General features: G+C 59.5%; 17 protein-coding genes. 10 read left to right on the forward strand and 7 right to left on the reverse strand.

Annotated elements, in window-relative coordinates:
• The first annotated feature begins 16 nt into the window (after positions 1–16).
• On the forward strand, positions 17–691 hold the full coding sequence (locus ACR0CU_RS05565; RefSeq protein WP_170432620.1) for a PAS domain-containing protein: 675 nt from the start codon (positions 17–19) through the stop codon (positions 689–691).
• A 54-nt stretch (positions 692–745) separates the two neighbouring features.
• Here the strand turns inward: ACR0CU_RS05565 and ACR0CU_RS05570 are convergent, their stop codons facing one another.
• On the reverse strand, positions 746–2,116 hold the full coding sequence (locus tag ACR0CU_RS05570) for a class II 3-deoxy-7-phosphoheptulonate synthase (RefSeq protein WP_093962074.1): 1,371 nt from the start codon (positions 2,114–2,116) through the stop codon (positions 746–748).
• A 169-nt stretch (positions 2,117–2,285) separates the two neighbouring features.
• On the opposite strand from ACR0CU_RS05570, the gene ACR0CU_RS05575 reads away from it, so the two are divergent.
• The gene (locus tag ACR0CU_RS05575; RefSeq protein WP_170338595.1) at positions 2,286–3,290 is read left to right on the forward strand and encodes a GlxA family transcriptional regulator; all 1,005 of its coding nucleotides are present in this window, start codon (positions 2,286–2,288) and stop codon (positions 3,288–3,290) included.
• A gap of 3 nt (positions 3,291–3,293) precedes the next feature.
• Here ACR0CU_RS05575 and ACR0CU_RS05580 read toward each other — a convergent pair whose 3' ends face one another.
• Both ACR0CU_RS05580 and ACR0CU_RS05585 read right to left on the reverse strand, forming a co-directional pair.
• Positions 3,294–3,704: a hypothetical protein gene (locus ACR0CU_RS05580; RefSeq protein ID WP_170455277.1), complete on the reverse strand. Its 411-nt coding sequence runs from the start codon at positions 3,702–3,704 to the stop codon at positions 3,294–3,296.
• Positions 3,705–3,736: 32 nt separating this feature from the next.
• A complete protein-coding gene (locus ACR0CU_RS05585; RefSeq protein ID WP_480642610.1) occupies positions 3,737–4,834 on the reverse strand; it encodes a PQQ-dependent sugar dehydrogenase in 1,098 nt (365 codons plus the stop codon).
• 167 nt (positions 4,835–5,001) lie between these two features.
• Between ACR0CU_RS05585 and ACR0CU_RS05590 the strand changes: the two genes are divergently transcribed.
• The 7 genes from ACR0CU_RS05590 (at position 5,002) to ACR0CU_RS05620 (ending at position 11,563) form a co-directional block, all read left to right on the forward strand.
• The gene (locus tag ACR0CU_RS05590) at positions 5,002–6,183 is read left to right on the forward strand and encodes an ABC transporter substrate-binding protein (protein WP_170338589.1); all 1,182 of its coding nucleotides are present in this window, start codon (positions 5,002–5,004) and stop codon (positions 6,181–6,183) included.
• A 131-nt stretch (positions 6,184–6,314) separates the two neighbouring features.
• On the forward strand, positions 6,315–7,103 hold the full coding sequence (locus ACR0CU_RS05595; protein ID WP_170445948.1) for an ABC transporter ATP-binding protein: 789 nt from the start codon (positions 6,315–6,317) through the stop codon (positions 7,101–7,103).
• The gene (locus tag ACR0CU_RS05600) at positions 7,100–7,930 is read left to right on the forward strand and encodes an ABC transporter ATP-binding protein (protein WP_170338588.1); all 831 of its coding nucleotides are present in this window, start codon (positions 7,100–7,102) and stop codon (positions 7,928–7,930) included. The genes ACR0CU_RS05595 and ACR0CU_RS05600 overlap by 4 nt, the downstream gene beginning before the upstream one ends.
• A 107-nt stretch (positions 7,931–8,037) precedes the next feature.
• Positions 8,038–8,589 (forward strand): hypothetical protein, encoded by a 552-nt coding sequence (locus ACR0CU_RS05605; protein ID WP_170445951.1) that lies wholly within the window; start codon positions 8,038–8,040, stop codon positions 8,587–8,589.
• A 210-nt stretch (positions 8,590–8,799) separates the two neighbouring features.
• Positions 8,800–9,810, forward strand: a complete 1,011-nt coding sequence (locus ACR0CU_RS05610) for a branched-chain amino acid ABC transporter permease (protein ID WP_093962081.1) — start codon at positions 8,800–8,802, stop codon at positions 9,808–9,810.
• Positions 9,807–11,120, forward strand: coding sequence for a branched-chain amino acid ABC transporter permease (locus ACR0CU_RS05615; RefSeq protein WP_170445954.1), 1,314 nt, complete (start codon positions 9,807–9,809; stop codon positions 11,118–11,120). Before ACR0CU_RS05610 ends, ACR0CU_RS05615 begins: the two co-directional genes overlap by 4 nt.
• 188 nt (positions 11,121–11,308) lie before the next feature.
• Positions 11,309–11,563, forward strand: a complete 255-nt coding sequence (locus tag ACR0CU_RS05620) for a hypothetical protein (protein WP_093962083.1) — start codon at positions 11,309–11,311, stop codon at positions 11,561–11,563.
• A 42-nt stretch (positions 11,564–11,605) separates the two neighbouring features.
• On the opposite strand, the gene ACR0CU_RS05625 is transcribed toward ACR0CU_RS05620, so the two are convergent.
• Positions 11,606–13,153 (reverse strand): helicase HerA-like domain-containing protein, encoded by a 1,548-nt coding sequence (locus ACR0CU_RS05625; RefSeq protein ID WP_170445958.1) that lies wholly within the window; start codon positions 13,151–13,153, stop codon positions 11,606–11,608.
• A gap of 468 nt (positions 13,154–13,621) precedes the next feature.
• Between ACR0CU_RS05625 and ACR0CU_RS05630 the strand changes: the two genes are divergently transcribed.
• A complete protein-coding gene (locus tag ACR0CU_RS05630) occupies positions 13,622–14,233 on the forward strand; it encodes an invasion associated locus B family protein (RefSeq protein ID WP_170445961.1) in 612 nt (203 codons plus the stop codon).
• Positions 14,234–14,283: 50 nt separating this feature from the next.
• Here ACR0CU_RS05630 and ACR0CU_RS05635 read toward each other — a convergent pair whose 3' ends face one another.
• Genes ACR0CU_RS05635 through lpxD form a run of 3 tightly spaced genes read right to left on the reverse strand, consistent with a single transcriptional unit; the run spans position 14,284 to position 16,883 of the window.
• A complete protein-coding gene (locus tag ACR0CU_RS05635) occupies positions 14,284–15,492 on the reverse strand; it encodes a beta-ketoacyl-[acyl-carrier-protein] synthase family protein (protein WP_093962085.1) in 1,209 nt (402 codons plus the stop codon).
• 9 nt (positions 15,493–15,501) lie between these two features.
• The gene (locus tag ACR0CU_RS05640) at positions 15,502–15,759 is read right to left on the reverse strand and encodes an acyl carrier protein (RefSeq protein ID WP_093962086.1); all 258 of its coding nucleotides are present in this window, start codon (positions 15,757–15,759) and stop codon (positions 15,502–15,504) included.
• 32 nt (positions 15,760–15,791) lie between these two features.
• Complete coding sequence (gene lpxD, locus ACR0CU_RS05645) at positions 15,792–16,883, reverse strand: UDP-3-O-(3-hydroxymyristoyl)glucosamine N-acyltransferase (protein ID WP_170445964.1); 1,092 nt, start codon at positions 16,881–16,883, stop codon at positions 15,792–15,794.
• Positions 16,884–16,902: the final 19 nt, after the last annotated feature.

Consider the following 16,902-nt stretch of genomic DNA (forward strand, 5'->3'; position numbering starts at 1 on the left):
CACGAGGTGCATGGTAATGAAAACCTTCTTCTGGAATGGTTCCGGGTCGAAAGCTGGAAAGATCATCGCAATGGATCGCTTTGACAGTGGGCGCAGTCTGTTCCCCATCCGTCAGGCTGAGGCGTATTGGACCGCGCTGCTGAGCGGCGACGGCGTTCCCAAGCGTTCCCAGATCGACCCACGCGGCCTCGAGAACATTCTGGAATACACATTCATTCTGGAACGCATCGCGCCCGGCCTCGCCCGGTTTCGACTGGCGGGAAGCCATCTGAACAAGATCGCGGGGATGGAGGTGCGCGGAATGCCTCTGACCGCCTTCTTTGATCCCAGCGCCCGTGATCAGGTGTCAGAGGCGCTGGAAGAGGTGTTCGCCGCTCCGGCGATCGGTGAGTTCAGCCTTGTTTCAAAAGGCAAGCTCGGCCGGACGCGGCTGCAGGCCCGCATGATCCTGTTGCCCCTCAGAAGTGATCTGGGGGATGTCAGCCGGGTGCTGGGTGTGATGGTCAGCGATGGCGCGATCGGCGCTACGCCGCGACGGTTCGGAATCGAGGACACTCGGATCCGCACACTGGTGAACATTCAGGATCAGGCCCACAACAGCCGGCCTTTCGAGGCGGGCTTTGCCGAGGATCAGGCCGATTTCCAGAGACCGGCGAAACACCTGCGGCTGGTCTTCTCTCGCGACGAGTGAAAAGCAGAACGGCGGACCCGAGGGCCCGCCGTTTGCGTTTCAATCCGACATGCCTCAGCTTGCCGCGCGGTCCTTTCGGTCACGGCGCAGGTTGGTCAGCTCTTCAGCCACCAGGAACGCCAGCTCCAGCGACTGCGATGCGTTCAGGCGCGGGTCGCAGGCGGTGTGGTAGCGGTCCGACAGGTCCTCTTCGCTGACGGCGCGGACGCCGCCGGTGCATTCGGTCACGTCCAGTCCGGTCATCTCGAAATGCACGCCGCCGGGGATCGTGCCCTCGGCCTGATGCACGCCGAAGAAATCCCGAACCTCGCGCAGGACCGATTCGAACGGCCGGGTCTTGTAGCCGGTGGCCGACTTGATCGTGTTGCCGTGCATCGGGTCGCAGACCCAGGTCACCTTGGCGCCCTCTTCCTTGACGGCCTTGATCAGGCGCGGCAGATGCTCGCCCGCCTTGCCCGCGCCGAAGCGCGCGATCAGGGTCAGACGGCCTTCTTCGTTGTCCGGGTTCAGCTTGGACATCAGAACCTTGAGGTCTTCGGCCGTTGTCGTCGGGCCGCATTTCAGACCGATCGGGTTCAGCACGCCCCGGCAGAATTCGACATGCGCGCCGTCGGGCTGACGGGTGCGATCGCCGATCCAGATCATGTGGCCCGAGCCGGCCAGCCATTTGCCCGAAGTCGAATCCAGTCGCGTCAGCGCTTCTTCGTACTCCAACAGCAGGCCTTCGTGGCTGGTGTAGAACTCGACGGTCGAGAATTCATGCGTGGTATCCGCGGTGATGCCGGCGGCCTCCATGAAGTCGATCGTGTCCTGAATACGGTCGGCGATCTCGGAATATTTCTGCACGTCCTGTTCGTTGGTGAAGCCCAAGGTCCAGGAATGCACACGGCTCATGTCCGCGAAACCGCCGGTCGAGAACGCGCGCAGCAGGTTCAGAGTGGCTGCAGCCTGGGTATAGGCCTGCAGCATCTTTTCCGGGTTCGGGATACGCGCTTCGGGCGTGAAGGCCAGCTCGTTGATGATGTCACCACGGTAGCTGGGCAGTTCCACGCCATCGACCACTTCGGTCGGCGCGCTGCGCGGCTTGGCGAACTGGCCGGCCATACGGCCCACCTTGACCACCGGGACCTTGGCGCCATAGGTCAGAACCATCGCCATCTGCAGCATCACCTTGAAGGTGTCGCGGATAGCATCGGCGCTGAACTGGTCGAAGCTTTCGGCGCAGTCCCCCCCCTGCAGCAGGAAGGCCTCGCCACGGCCGGCCGCGCCCAAATGCTGTTTCAGACGCCGGGCCTCGCCCGCAAAAACCAGCGGGGGATACTGCGAAAGCTTGGCCTCGACTTTGGCCAGCGCGGCCGCGTCGGTATAGTCTGGCATCTGAACCCGCGGCTTGCTGCGCCAGTTCGTTTTTTGCCACTCGGTCATAGCTTTGATCTCCGCTGAGGTAATTCAGGTGGTCTCTATACAAAATCCATAGACCAGAGACCATATCCGATTTGCGCCTCTTGACGTCGGAAACAAGCTTTGAGCATGGTGTCGATCAAATTCGCCGCAGGCCTCGGGCCTCGGCCCGCCGAATCAAGGACAGTTCGCCATGCAAGAGCAACGCCAAGTTGTCACTGTGGACAAGCGCGCGGCCAAGCCGCTCAATTTCGTATTCGTGTTGCTCGACAAGTTTTCGTTGCTGTCTTTTGCCTCGGCACTGGACAGCCTTCGGATTGCCAATCGGATGGCGGATCAGCAGATCTATACCTGGTCGCTGGCCGGTGAAGGCGGAGAGGTGGTCAGCTGCTCGGCCGGGACGACGTTCGAGCTTGACCGCGACCTGGACGAACTGCAGCGGGACGAGGTGATCCTTGTATGTGGCGGCGTCGATGTTCAGGCGGCGACCACCAAAAAGGTTCTGAACTGGCTGCGCCGCGAGGCCCGCAAAGGTCTGAAGATCGGTGGCTTGTGCACAGCCGCCTATACCCTTGCCAAAGCCGGCCTGCTGGACGGCAAACGCGCCACTATCCACTGGGAAAACGCCGACAGCTTTGCGGAAGAGTTCGAAAACGTCGAACTGACGAAATCCGTCTTTCTGATCGACGGCAACCGGATGACAACGGCTGGTGGCACCTCGTCAATCGACCTGATGCTGAAGCTGATTGCCGATGACTACGGTGAAGAGTTGGCTAACGCCGTAGCTGACCAGATGATCTATTCCTCTATCCGCACCGATCAGGACACCCAGCGCCTTTCGACGCCCACGCGGATCGGTGTGCGCCACCCCAAGCTGAGCCAGGTCATCCTGATGATGGAGAAGAACATCGAGGAGCCGATTTCGCCCTCAATCCTGGCCAAGGATGTTGGCATGTCGACCCGCCAGCTCGAGCGGCTGTTCCGCCGGTATCTGAGCCGTTCGCCCAAGCGCTATTACATGGAATTGCGGCTGCACAAGGCGCGCAACCTGCTGATGCAGACCGACATGAGCGTGATCAACGTGGCCTTGGCCTGCGGTTTTGCCAGCCCCAGCCATTTCTCGAAATGCTACCGCGCGCATTACAACACCACGCCCTATCGCGAGCGTGGAACGCAGAGTGGACGGCTGTCGGTCTGACACCTAGAACTTCGCCAGAATGGACTCGGCGCTGGTGTTGATGCTGAACTGCAGAACCATCACGCCGTCGTCGCGTTGGTGCAGAAGAGCGTAATAGTAGAGATAGCTGTTCTTGTCGTTCCAGTAGATCCGCATTTCCTGCGCGAACCCGTTCTCAAGCTCGACCCGTTTGGCAACGTCGGCATTGGTCAGGTAGTACGGGACAAGGTCACGCAGCTGCCCTTGCAGGACTTGCATCTGCTGCGGCGTGTATTCGTCGGCGCCGCCCAACCGGCTGATGACGTTCGAGAACTCGCGGTTCTTGATCTTGGTGTCGACGAAGGCTTCGTATTCGGCATAGGTCGCAAAGACCTCGTCGGCCGCGGCGGGAAGTGTCGAAAGGGACAAAAATATCGCTGCGAGAATGCGGAACATATCAATCCTCTTAGAAGTGTATCGCTGCACTCCTAGGACGAACGGGAAATCCTGTAAACCGCACCCTGCCCGACCGAGATGAACCAGATCGCACCGTCTAGGGCCTGCACGATGTCGCGGACCCGTTCGGTCTCGGGGCCTTTGATCTGCTCGACCTCGCGCAACGGGTTTCCGGACAGCCGTGCGATATAGTCGAATTTCAGCGAACCCACGAAGATGTCACCCCGCCATTCGGGAAACATCCCGCCGGAATAGACCATCAAGCCCGAGGGCGCGATGGACGGATCCCAATACAAGCGCGGCTGTTCCTTTCCGTCTTTGCTGGTGCCTTCGCCAATCTTCTCTCCGGAATAATGCGTCCCGTAGGAAATGACCGGCCAACCGTAGTTGGCGCCGGGTTTCACAAGGTTCACCTCGTCCCCGCCCTTTGCGCCATGTTCCGAGACCCACAACCGGCCGCTCGCATCAACATCAGCGCCTTGCGGGTTGCGATGACCAAAGGACCAGATCTCGGGGCGGATGCCTTCTTGCGCGACAAACGGATTATCTGCCGGGATCGAGCCATCGCGGTTGATCCTAATGACCGTCCCCATGTGGTTCGAGCGGTCCTGCGCGCTTGGCCTGTCGCCACGATCCCCCAAAGTGATGAACAGCGTCCCGTCCTGCGCCTCGACCACGCGCGATCCGAAATGCCGGCCACCCGAGCCGCCGGGAACCGCTTCGAATATCACCCTCAGGTTGGTCAGCCGCTTGCCGTTCTCGGACAGGCGCGCCACGGCAACCGCCGTACCTGCCCCGCCGCTCTGCGGCTTCGAGAAAGTGAGAAACACCTCTCTGGTGCGGTCAAAATCGCGGGCGATGGTTACGTCCAGCAGACCGCCCTGCCCTTGCGCCGCGACCTTCGGAACGCCCCGGACTTTGGTGGCCTTGCCATCACGCGCCCAAAGCAACTGGCCGTCGCGCTCGGTGACCAAGAAACTGCCATCAGGCAACAAGCCGATCGCCCAGGGCGTATCCAGACCCCCCAACATGGTCGTGACCGAGACCTCGCCTGCGGATGTCTTCAATGACTCGCCCGACGCGACGCTGCCGCAAATCATCAGAATGAGAATCGTGAAAACCCTGATCATATCTATCGTTCCAATCCCTGTCAGAATGAGCCGCCCGGGAACCAAACCCTAGAAAACAAATAGAGTTGTTCAGCCAAAAGACACATTCCTGTTTGGACTTTTCTTTTCTGAACAGCTTGCCTAGGGTCTTGCTCAGAACGAATACGTTCCAACAAGGGAGTAACCTAATGAAAAAGCTGCTTACTGCGACTGCAGCAACCGCATTGCTGGCTGGTGCCGCAATGGCCGAAGACGTCAAACTGGGCGTTCTGTTCGGATTTACCGGGCCGATTGAATCGCTGGCCCCGGCAATGGGTTCGGGCGCCGAACTGGCGATGGCCGAAGTGACCGAATCCGGCAAGCTGCTGGGCGGCGCCACCGTCACCCCGTCGCGTGCCGATACCGGCTGCATCGACAACGGTCTGGCCACCTCGAACGGCGAACGCATGATCGCCGATGGCGTTGCCGGCATCATCGGCGGCGACTGCTCGGGTGTGACTGGCGCAATCCTGCAGAACGTCGCTATTCCGAATGGCATGGTCATGATCTCGCCGTCAGCGACCTCACCCGGTCTGTCGACGATGGAAGACAACGGGCTGTTCTTCCGCACCGCCCCGTCGGATGCGCGCGAAGGTCAGGTTATGGCCGACATTCTGAAAGACCGCGGCATCAATTCGATCGCTCTGACCTATACCAACAACGACTACGGCAAAGGTCTGGCCGACGCGATCCAGTCGTCGTTCGAGGCCGTGGGCGGCGAAGTGACCATCGTTGCAGCACATGAAGACGGCAAAGCGGACTATTCGGCCGAAGTCGGCGCACTGGCCTCGGCGGGTGGGGACATCCTCGTGGTTGCCGGTTACCTGGATCAGGGTGGTCTGGGCATCATCCAGTCCGCTCTGGACAGCGGCGCGTTCGACACGTTCGGTCTGCCGGGCGGCATGATCGGTGACTCGCTGCCTGCGAATGTCGGCCCCGATCTGGACGGCTCGTTTGGTCAGATCGCCGGTTCCGGCGGTGAAGGCGCCGAGAAATATTTCGCGATGGCCGAAGCCGCGGGCTTTGACGGCTCGTCGCCCTACTCGCCCGAAAGCTATGACGCTGCCGCGCTGTTCATGCTGGCCATGCAGGCCGCAGGGTCGGCCGATCCGGCCCAGTACGGTGGCAAGATCCTGGATGTGGCCAACGCCCCCGGCGAGAAGATCTACCCGGGTGAACTGGCCAAGGGTCTGGAACTGCTGGCCGCTGGTCAGGACATCGACTATGTCGGCGCTTCGGGTGTCGAACTGATAGGTCCGGGCGAAAGCGCTGGGTCCTACCGCGAGATCGAAGTGAAAGACGGCAAGAACGAGACCGTCAAGTTCCGTTGATCCGTCAGCTGACCGCATGATACCAAGCAGCCCGGGCCTTGTGCCCGGGCTGTTTCAATGACAAAAGGCGCCACCTTATCTTGGGGATGGGGCAACACGAAGAACCGCGAAAGCCGCGGACAGGGGAACACATGATCGTCGTCGAGGACGTGCACAAGCATTTCGGCGGTTTCCACGCGGTGGACGGGGCATCGCTGGAGATCGAAAAGGGCTCGATTACTGGCCTGATCGGTCCAAACGGGGCCGGAAAAACCACTCTTTTCAATGTGATCGCGGGTGTTCTGCCTCCGACCAGCGGCAAGGTCTGGATGGATGGCGAAGACATCACCGGCCTGCCGCCCCATGATCTGTTTCACAAGGGGCTGTTGCGCACGTTCCAGATCGCGCACGAGTTCTCGTCGATGACATGCCGCGAAAACCTGATGATGGTCCCCGGTGGCCAATCCGGTGAATCGCTGTGGAACACATGGTTCGGCCGCAAGCGGATTGCCGATGAGGAACGCGCCCTGCGCGCCAAGGCCGACGAGGTGCTGGAGTTCCTGACTATCGAGCATTTGGCCGACCACAAGGCAGGTCAGGTCTCGGGCGGCCAGAAAAAGCTGCTGGAACTGGGCCGCACGATGATGGTGGACGCCAAGATCGTGTTCCTGGACGAGGTCGGCGCAGGCGTGAACCGCACCCTGCTGATGACCATCGCCGATACGATCCTGCGTCTGAACAAGGAACGCGGCTACACCTTCGTCGTGATCGAACACGACATGGATTTCATCGGCAAGATCTGCGATCCGGTGATCTGCATGGCCGAGGGCAAGGTTCTGGCGCAAGGCACACTGGAGGAGATCAAGGCCAACGAGCATGTCATCGAGGCCTATCTGGGCACTGGGCTCAAGAACAAAGACCAGTTGGAGGCCGGGGCATGAGCGACAACCCCTATCAGGACGACAAGGGCAACAAGGACGCCTCGATCACCAACACGCATGGCATCGGCACAATGACGCCGGCCCATCGGGTCAGCGGCAAGACCCACCGCGTAGAGGGCGGTCCATTCCTGATCGGTGACACCATGACCGGCGGGTACGGCAAAGGCCCCGACATTCTGCACGACTGCACGATCGCCGTGGACAAGGGCGAAATCGCCGTGATCGTCGGCCCCAACGGCGCGGGCAAATCCACCGCGATGAAGGCCGTCTTCGGCATGCTGGACGTGCGCGCCGGATCGGTGCGGCTGGATGGCGAGGACATCACCAACCTCAGCCCTCAGGACCGGGTGATCAAGGGCATGGGCTTTGTGCCCCAAACGCAGAACATATTCACCTCGATGACGGTTCAGGAAAATCTGGAAATGGGCGCGTTCATCCGCACGGATGATTTCTCGGACACGATGGAACAGGTGTTCGAGCTATTCCCGATCCTGCGAGACAAACGCAACCAGGCGGCGGGCGAGCTCTCGGGTGGTCAGCGCCAACAAGTGGCCGTCGGCCGCGCGCTTATGACCAAGCCCAAAGTGCTGATGCTGGACGAACCGACCGCGGGCGTTTCGCCGATCGTGATGGACGAGCTGTTCGACCGCATCATCGAAGTGTCGCGCACCGGCCTTCCGATCCTGATGGTCGAGCAGAATGCTCGTCAGGCACTTGAGATCGCCGACAAGGGTTATGTGTTGGTCCAGGGGCGCAACGCATACACCGGAACCGGCAAGGAACTGCTGGCGGACGAGGAAGTGCGCAAGTCGTTTTTGGGCGGCTAACCGACGCTTTTCAGAATTCGGTATTTTCATGGGGCCGGTCGGGATTCTCGACTGGCCCTTTTGCTTGATCGATTTGCGCAAAATTGAAGGCCAGAAGATGGCAATAGGTGTTTCCGGCCACACCCTTCTTCCTTAAAACCCTTATTAGGCATCTGAAAAATATAAATTATTTCCTGGCAGCGCACCGGTTCAAAAAGCCTGTGGAATTTCTCGGAATGCCAATCTGCTGCTTTAATCAGGTCAAAATTCAAAAATATCGCTGCGCCCGAACCACTTCACCAATCCCCGAAACGCGCCCCAATTGGGGGGCACAAAAATTGGAAGTCAAAATGAAGAAATGGATGATCGCCGCACTGGTCGCACACTTGGCAACTGGCGCTGTGGCTCAGCAACGCGAGTTTGTGTGCATATCGGATATTGATGGAACCGAGTACCGGCTGACACGGCTTGAAGGCGAGCAAAAGGGATCGGTCAAATTCGGTGACACGACCGGGGATGCTCAGGTGTTTCCTGGACTGAACAACATGACGTTCATCCTGGCGACCGAACAGCATGTCATGACCTTCTTCGTCAAAAGCCCTGATCTGTCCTACAACCTGTCCATTCGCCGTCCGGTCCTTCAGAATGACCGTGGTCAATGCACGGAAACCGGAGCCTAGTCCCGCAATCATCTGCGATTTCAGGCCGCGTCCCACATGGTGGCGCGGTCTTTTTCTTTCGGGGATCGGCAGACGGTTGGAGCGCGTGTGATGAATGTCCGCCAAACCGCATAAAAACATGCACAAAGCCGCAAAAATCATGCTCCAAATTGTTGTGTCTTTTGTCGGCGTCATGCCATAAAGCCGCACCCGGACAGTGAGAAGAACATAATGGACCTACTGAATGCGCTTGTTGCGCTTGCGAACTTTGTGATCGTGCCTGCGGTTGCCTATGGCAGCCAGTTGGCACTTGGGGCGCTGGGGGTCACCCTGATCTACGGCATCCTGCGGTTTTCCAACTTTGCCCACGGGGATACGATGGCCTTCGGCGCAATGATTGCCGTGCTGGTCACCTGGGGTCTTCAGGCCGCAGGGATCGGGTTCGGGCCCCTGCCGACGGCGCTTCTGGCGCTTCCGTTTGCGATCCTGGGGTGCATCCTTCTGGTGCTGATCACCGACAGGCTGGTCTATCGGTTCTACCGCGAGCAAAAGGCCAAACCTGTGATCCTTGTGATCGTGTCCATGGGTGTGATGTTCATCATGAATGGGCTGGTGCGCTTCATCATCGGCCCCGATGACCAAAGGTTCTCGGATGGGGCACGGTTCCTGATTTCTGCGCGGGATTTCAAAAAGATGACCGGGCTGGATGAGGGGCTTGCGATCAAAACCTCGCAGGGTATCACCGTGATCGTCGCCGTCGTTGCCGTCGCCTTGCTGTTCTGGTTCCTCAACAAGACCCGCACCGGCAAGTCGATGCGCGCCTATTCCGACAACGAGGATCTGGCCTTGTTGTCCGGCATCAACCCGGAACGTGTGGTGATGATCACCTGGATCATCGTTGCGGCACTGGCCACGACGGCCGGGGTTCTCTATGGGCTGGACAAGAGCTTCAAGCCATTCGTCTATTTCCAGCTGCTTCTGCCGATCTTTGCCTCGGCCATCGTGGGCGGATTGGGCAACCCGATTGGGGCGATCGCAGGCGGATTCATCATCGCCTTTTCCGAAGTCACGATCACTTATGCCTGGAAGAAGGTGCTGACTTACCTTGCCCCGGAAAGCCTGGAACCTTCGGGCCTGGTGCAGTTCCTCTCCACCGATTACAAATTCGCCGTCAGCTTCGTCATTCTGCTGATCGTGCTTCTGTTCAAGCCAACGGGTCTGTTCAAGGGGAAAGCGGTATGAACGAAGCAGTCAAAAACACCCTGCTTTTCGTGATTGTCGGCGGGCTCATCCTGCTGACCGGTTTCGTTCAAAGCTGGAACACGGCGATCTTGATTCTGAACATGGGTCTGATTTCCGCGATCATGGCGATCGGTGTGAACCTGCAATGGGGCTTTGCCGGGCTGTTCAATGTCGGCGTCATGGGTTTTGTTGCGCTGGGCGGACTTGCGGTTGTGCTTGTCTCTACCCCTCCGACACCCGGAGCCTGGTCCGCGGGCGGGTACGGGATCGTGCTGGCGCTTCTGCTGGGGGCGGCGACCGTTGTCGCAGCCGTGATGGCCGCGCAAAAATTGCCCAAGGGCCGGGCACGAACGCTGGCGATCATCGCAATCCTCGTCGTCGGGTTCTTCGTATATCGCGCGGTGTTCGACCCAAGCATCGCTGCCGTCGAAGCCATCGACCCAGCCATTGCCGGAAATATCGGCGGGCTGAATCTTCCGGTGCTGCTTGCGTGGCCGGCGGGTGGGCTATTGGCCGCGGGCGCTGCCTGGCTGATTGGCAAGACGGCCTTGGGTCTGCGCTCGGACTACCTTGCGATTGCCACGCTGGGCATCGCCGAGATCATCATTGCTATCATGAAAAACGAGGACTGGTTGGCTCGGGGGGTCAAGAACGTCTACGGCATTCCCCGCCCCTCACCTATCGTGGGCTATGAGATTGACCTGCAGAGCGACCCGACCTTTGTCGAACGTGCAGCCTCATTCGGGCTGGACCCGGTGACCGCTTCGACCCTGTGGGTGAAACTGGGTTATGCATTCCTGTTTCTGATCGTGCTTCTCATCCTGCTCTGGATGGCTCAGATGGCTCTCAAAAGCCCGTGGGGCCGCATGATGCGCGCGATCCGCGACAACGAGGTCGCCGCCGAAGCCATGGGCAAGGACGTCACCCGTCGCCATCTGCAGATCTTCGTTCTGGGCTCGGCCGTCTGTGGCATTGCCGGGGCGATGATGACGACGCTGGACGGCCAGCTGACACCCAGTGCCTACCAACCGCTCCGGTTCACCTTCCTTGTCTGGGTGATGGTGATCGTCGGTGGTTCCGGCAACAATTTCGGCTCGGTCCTGGGGGCCTTTCTGATCTGGTTCCTGTGGGTCGAGGTCGAACCGATCGGTCTGTGGCTCATGAACCTGATCACTTCCAGCATGCCGGACGGCAGCGCGCTGAAGGCCCACCTGATCGAAAGCACGGCACATATGCGCCTGTTCACGATGGGGCTTATTCTGCTGATTGTTCTCAGATTCAGCCCAAGGGGCCTGATCCCCGAGAAGTAGACATCTTTCATCACGAAACCGTCAGGCCGCGCCATGCAAATGGCGCGGTTTCTTGATTGCGGCTTGAAAAATCAATAGACGCATTCACACTCTAAGAACCATATCGGCGCATATTGTTCGAAAGACCACTCACCTGATGCGCCATTCGTAACGAGTAAACTCTGACCCAGAAGAAAAGTTTTTCCACCATGAAGACTTCCACAAAGAAAATTGCCCTTATGGTTCCGGTCCTGGCTGTTGTGGCCGGATGTATCCCTAGCCCCCGTGAACTGGAAACCACACCCGTCCAGGTACAGACGCCCAAGGGCGTAGTGACCTGCCAACTGTATCGCCAGGATCGGGTTGACTGGGATCGCGCGATTGATTTCCCGGCCACCAAGATGTCGGTTCCCGAAGCTGACGCCTATTGTCAGCAGGAAGGACAGCGGCGCCTCAAGCGCTGACGCGGCACGCCCCGCCAGCTCCGGCTGGCAGGGCGATGAAATTCAACGGTTGCGAAACAGCCCGCCCAGAATGCCGCGAACGATGCGGCGTCCTGTGGTTCCTTTCAGCTCTTTGATGACTGCCTCGCTCATGGCAGAGGCAAAGCTGTCTTGCTTTCGGACCGATCGTGCAGACGATCGCCCTACTCTGCTGCCGCTGTATCTGCGCGCCGCCGAATACTCCCGCTCGGACACCGACCGGGTGTCGTCTTGCTCCTCTGGTTCGGCTTCCTCGGCCTCGGCCGCGGCCTTCGCCGCGCGCGCCTGCAGGATTTCGAATGCCGATTTGCGATCTAGAAGCGTTTCGTACTTTCCGGCCATCGGAGACGCCGCCATCACAGCCTTGCGCTCGGCGTCGGCAATCGGCCCCAGTTGTGAACCCGGCGGACGTATCAATGTCCGCTCGACCATACCGGGCGCACCCTTCCGTTCGAGCATCGAGGTCAACGCCTCGCCCACTCCGACTTCCCGGATCGCGGTTTCCGTGTCGAAGGCCGGGTTTTCCCGATAGGTTTCCGCGGCCAGCCGCAAATTCTTGCGATCCCGCGCGGTGAAGGCGCGCAAAGCATGTTGGACGCGATTGCCCAACTGCCCGAGGATATCTTCGGGAATGTCGGCCGGGTTCTGAGTAATGAAGTAAACCCCAACGCCTTTGGATCGGATCAATCGCGCGACCTGCTCGACCTTGTCCACCAGAACCTTGGGCGCATCGTCGAACAGCAGATGGGCTTCGTCGAAGAAAAAGACCAGCTTGGGCTTGTCGGGATCGCCGACTTCGGGAAGTTCCTCGAACAGTTCGCTCAGCAGCCACAAAAGAAACGTGGCATACAGCCCGGGCGCGCCCATCAGCTTGTCAGAAGCAAGGATGTTGACCATCCCGTGGCCGTTTTCATCCAGGCGCATCAAATCCGACAGTTCGAGCGCGGGCTCACCGAATAGCCGTGCGCCGCCTTGGTTTTCTAACACCAGCAATCGTCGCTGTATGGCACCGATCGAAGCGGTCGAGACATTTCCGTAGCGCAGGGAAAGTTGCGACCGGTTTTCACCAATCCAGACCAGAAGAGCCTGCAGGTCCTTCAGATCCAGCAGCGGCATCCCTTCTTCATCCGCAACCCGGAAGGCGATGTTCAGCACACCTTCCTGCGCTTCGCTCAGGTCAAGAAGCCGGGAAAACAGCAGCGGCCCCATCTCGGTAACCGTTGTCCGGACAGGGTGGCCCTGCTCACCAAACAGATCCCAGAACGTGACCGGGCACGCGGCATAGGAGTAATCGGCAAACCCGATGCGCTGGGCACGGTCCATGAAGGCCTGATGCAACTTGTGATCGGGGCTGCCGGGACGCGCCAGTCCGGAAAGGTCACCTTTGACGTCAGACAGGAAAACAGGAACGCCCTGCTGCGAGAACCCTTCGGCCAGGATTTGCAGGGTCACGGTCTTGCCCGTCCCCGTAGCACCGGCAATCAAGCCGTGCCGGTTTGCATATTTCAGCGTCAAACCTTGCGGCTGCTTGTAATCAACACCGCCACCGCCGACAAAAACGTTTTCCGTCATATTGATACGTCCCAAAACTTAGCGTCCCGGCACCACCATACAAACTTAACCTTTGACTGCGATAGTGATTTTGCCCGCCTCGCAATTCCCTCGTGTGGTGGGCAAACTTCCTCCCTGTCGACTGGCTGTGCTTTCGGGCACAGCCCTTTTTTTGAAATTGCCAAGTTTCTGCTTGTGGAAACATTAAATTTCGCTGTTAGCAGTTGACCACTGGGTTCGCCTCTCGTAACGTTCGGGCATAACTAAGTCGGCCAGTCCGACGGGGAGATACATTGATTGAAGGGAGCCGCACGTACGGCTCCCTTTGTCGTTTGTACTCAAAGGCTTCCCGGCGTCACTTCAGGTGGCCTACGATAGGTCGGCGAAAATCCGTCCAATCCCGCGTGTGGCGCGCGCTTTGCAACTGACATGGCGGAGCAGGAATGCTAGAGACGTTTGAAAAAGCTGTATCAGCACAATGAGGCACTGATGATCACCAAACTTGTTCCAGCCACCCTGGTAACGGCTGCATTGCTGGGCTCAGGCGCGTTCGCCCAGGAAGCCACGACTGAAACTCAAGAGCAGACCCAAACCGGTCAGACCACGGATACCGGCTCCGACCTGGATCTGGGGCAAAGCGGCCCGCGTGTCGGCGAGCAATATGTCCGCGAGAAGTCGGGCGACTGGGAGATCTCCTGCATCAAGGCGCAGACCGGAGATGACCCCTGCGCGATGGTTCAGATTCTCAACGGTGCGCAGAATGAACCTCTGGCCGAGATTACCGTTGGTAAGCTGCCCGCCGGTGGTGCCGCCGCAGCCTGGGCAAACGTCATTGTTCCGCTGGAAACCCTGCTGCAGGCACAACTGGCCATCTCGATCGATGGCGCACCGCGCAAGCTGTACAACTATCATCACTGTGTTCCGGTCGGTTGTGTTGCACAGCTGGGTCTGACGCAGGGCGACATTGACGCGATGAAAGCAGGAACAAAGGCTACCATTTCACTGGTGCCCGCACGCGCGCCCGATCAGGTTATCAACATGGATCTGTCGCTGAGCGGATTTACCGCTGCCTTTGACGGCCTGGAGGTCAACACCAACTGATCACGCCAAGATGAATGACCAAAGCCGCCATCCCCCGATGGCGGCTTTTTTCATACCTTCTTGAGGGCTAAGACCGCGTTCAGACCGCCAAACGCAAAGGCGTTGCTCAGTGCGACATTTACTTCGGCTTCGCGCGCCTCGTTTGGTACGACGTCCAAAGCGCATTCCGGGTCGGGTTCTTCATACCCGATGGTCGGAGCAATCACGCCGTCACGGACGGCCATGATACAGGCCAACAGTTCAACCGCGCCGGTTCCGCCGATAAGGTGGCCGTGCATGGATTTGGTCGACGAGATCATCAGATCGTCGGCATGGCGTCCAAATACATCCGCGACCGCTGCGCATTCGGTCTTGTCATTGGCGGCGGTTCCGGTGCCGTGGGCGTTGATATAGCCCACGTCACTTGCGTTCAGCCCCGCGTCCTTCAAGGCCCCGGCCATGGCGCGGGCCGCGCCCTGTTTGCTGGGCATCACGATATCCGTCGCGTCCGAAGACATCGCATAGCCCGCAACCTCACACAGGATTTCAGCGCCGCGAGCACGCGCATGTTCGTATTCCTCGAATACGAACACACCGGCGCCCTCGCCCTGAACCATGCCATTGCGATTTGCGCTGAACGGCCTGCAGGCGTCCTTGGACATAACCCGAAGGCCTTCCCAAGCCTTGACCCCGCCAAAACACAACATGGATTCCGACCCGCCGGTAATCATCGCCGGTGCGGCGCCACTGCGCACCATCTGGAACGCCAGCGCCATCGCATGGTTTGACGATGCACAGGCCGTCGAAACGGTGAAGCTGGGGCCTTTGAGGTTGTGCTCCATCGAAATGTGGCTTGCGGCCGCGTTGTTCATCAGCTTCGGCACGACGAACGGATGGACCCGGTTCTTCCCGTCTTCGTAGACCGAGCGGTAGTTGTCATCCCAGGTCGAAACACCACCGCCGGCCGTTCCCAGAACGACCCCCGACCGAACGGCCAATTCGCCGTGAAACTCCAGCCCCGACTGGTCGATCGCCTCTTTGGCCGCAGTCAGAGTGAATTGCGTGAAACGGTCATACAGAGCCATCTGCTGGCGATTGAACCGGCCCTCGGCCTCGAACCCGCGGACCTGGCCGCCAATTTTGATGCTCAGGCGGTCGACGTCACGAAATTCAAGCTCGGAAATGCCGCAACGGCCTTCACGCATCGCTTCCAGGGTGTCGGGCACGGAATGGCCCAGCGAATTGATCGTGCCAGCGCCGGTAATGACAACCCGTTTCATGACCGCGGATCAGACCTTTTCCGCGACCAGTTTTTCGATCCCGGCAATGATCGCTGCAACATTCGAGATGTCGAAATCACTTGCCGTCGGTTCGTTGGCGTTGAAGGGGATCGAGATGTCGAATTCTTCCTCGATAGCAAAGATGCTTTCAACCAGGCCCATGCTATCGATTCCGAGATCTTCCAGAGAGCTTTCGGGCGTCACGTCGGACGGCTCCAGCACGGCCTGCTCTGCAATGATTGCGATGACGCGGTCGCTGATGCTCATGTCGTTCCCCTGATTGTCGCGTTGCGGTTGATTTAATCGCTCGACGAGGGTTTGAAAACCGTCTTTTTAAGCGCCTCTACGTCACGGGCCATGCGAGGAAGCCGACGCTGCGCCTTGTAGATTTCGGTGTGCGTTTCCATTTTCACGCCCGGATAGCCCATGATCACACGACCTGCCGGGACATTCGAAAGTATCTTGGTTCCGCCGCCCGCGATCACGCCGTCACCAATGAAGATATTGTCGACGACTCCGGTCTGGCCACCCAAAACCACGTTGTTGCCGATCTCGACCGAACCGGACACGCCGGTTTGACCGCACAGCAAACAGTCCCTGCCGACCTGGGTGTTGTGCCCGACATGAACAAGATTGTCCAACTTGGAGCCGTCTCCGATGACGGTGTTGCGGATTGTGCCGTTGTCGATGGTGCAGTTCGCGCCAACTTCGACATCATTGCCGATCTGGACCGCACCGAGCGAATGGATGCGCAACCAGTTCTGCGCCTTGGCGTCTCCGGCGTCGCCCATGGTCTTGCGCACGTTTTCTACACCAGACACCTCGGGCGTGACAAAGCTGAACCCATCCCCGCCGATCCTGGCTCCGGGTTGCGCAACAAAGCGATCGCCGATGATGGCACGCGCGCCGATGCTGACCATTTCGCGCAACAGGCAGTTCTGGCCCAACACGACATCCATACCAACGTGGCACTGGGCGCCAATCACCGTTCCTGATCCGATGCGGGCCCGGGGGCCAACAACGGCCAGAGGCCCGATGGACACATCTCCGGCGATCTCGGCCGTCGGGTCCACGACCGCCGAAGGATGGATCCCAGGTGCGACACCCTGCCCCCGGTCCAGCATCGTGGTAATTCCGGCCATTGCCATACGGGGGCGGCCGACGAACACGGCACCCTCCAGACCCAGTGCGCGCCAGTCGGCGCCTTCCCACAGAACGGCGCAGCGCGCCTGACCCTCAGCAAGCGCCTCGGCGTATTTCGGAGCCATCGCCATAGCCAGATCGGTCGGACCAGCATCCTTGGGCTCGGCCGCCCTCAGAATCGTCAGGCTGGTGTTTCCCTCGGCCGGCGCCCCCAGAGCATCGGCGATTTGCTGTAAGGTGAACTGCATCGCGGGCTTCCTTGTCGCA

The sequence above is a fragment of the Ruegeria sp. BC2 genome (genome assembly GCF_056539245.1).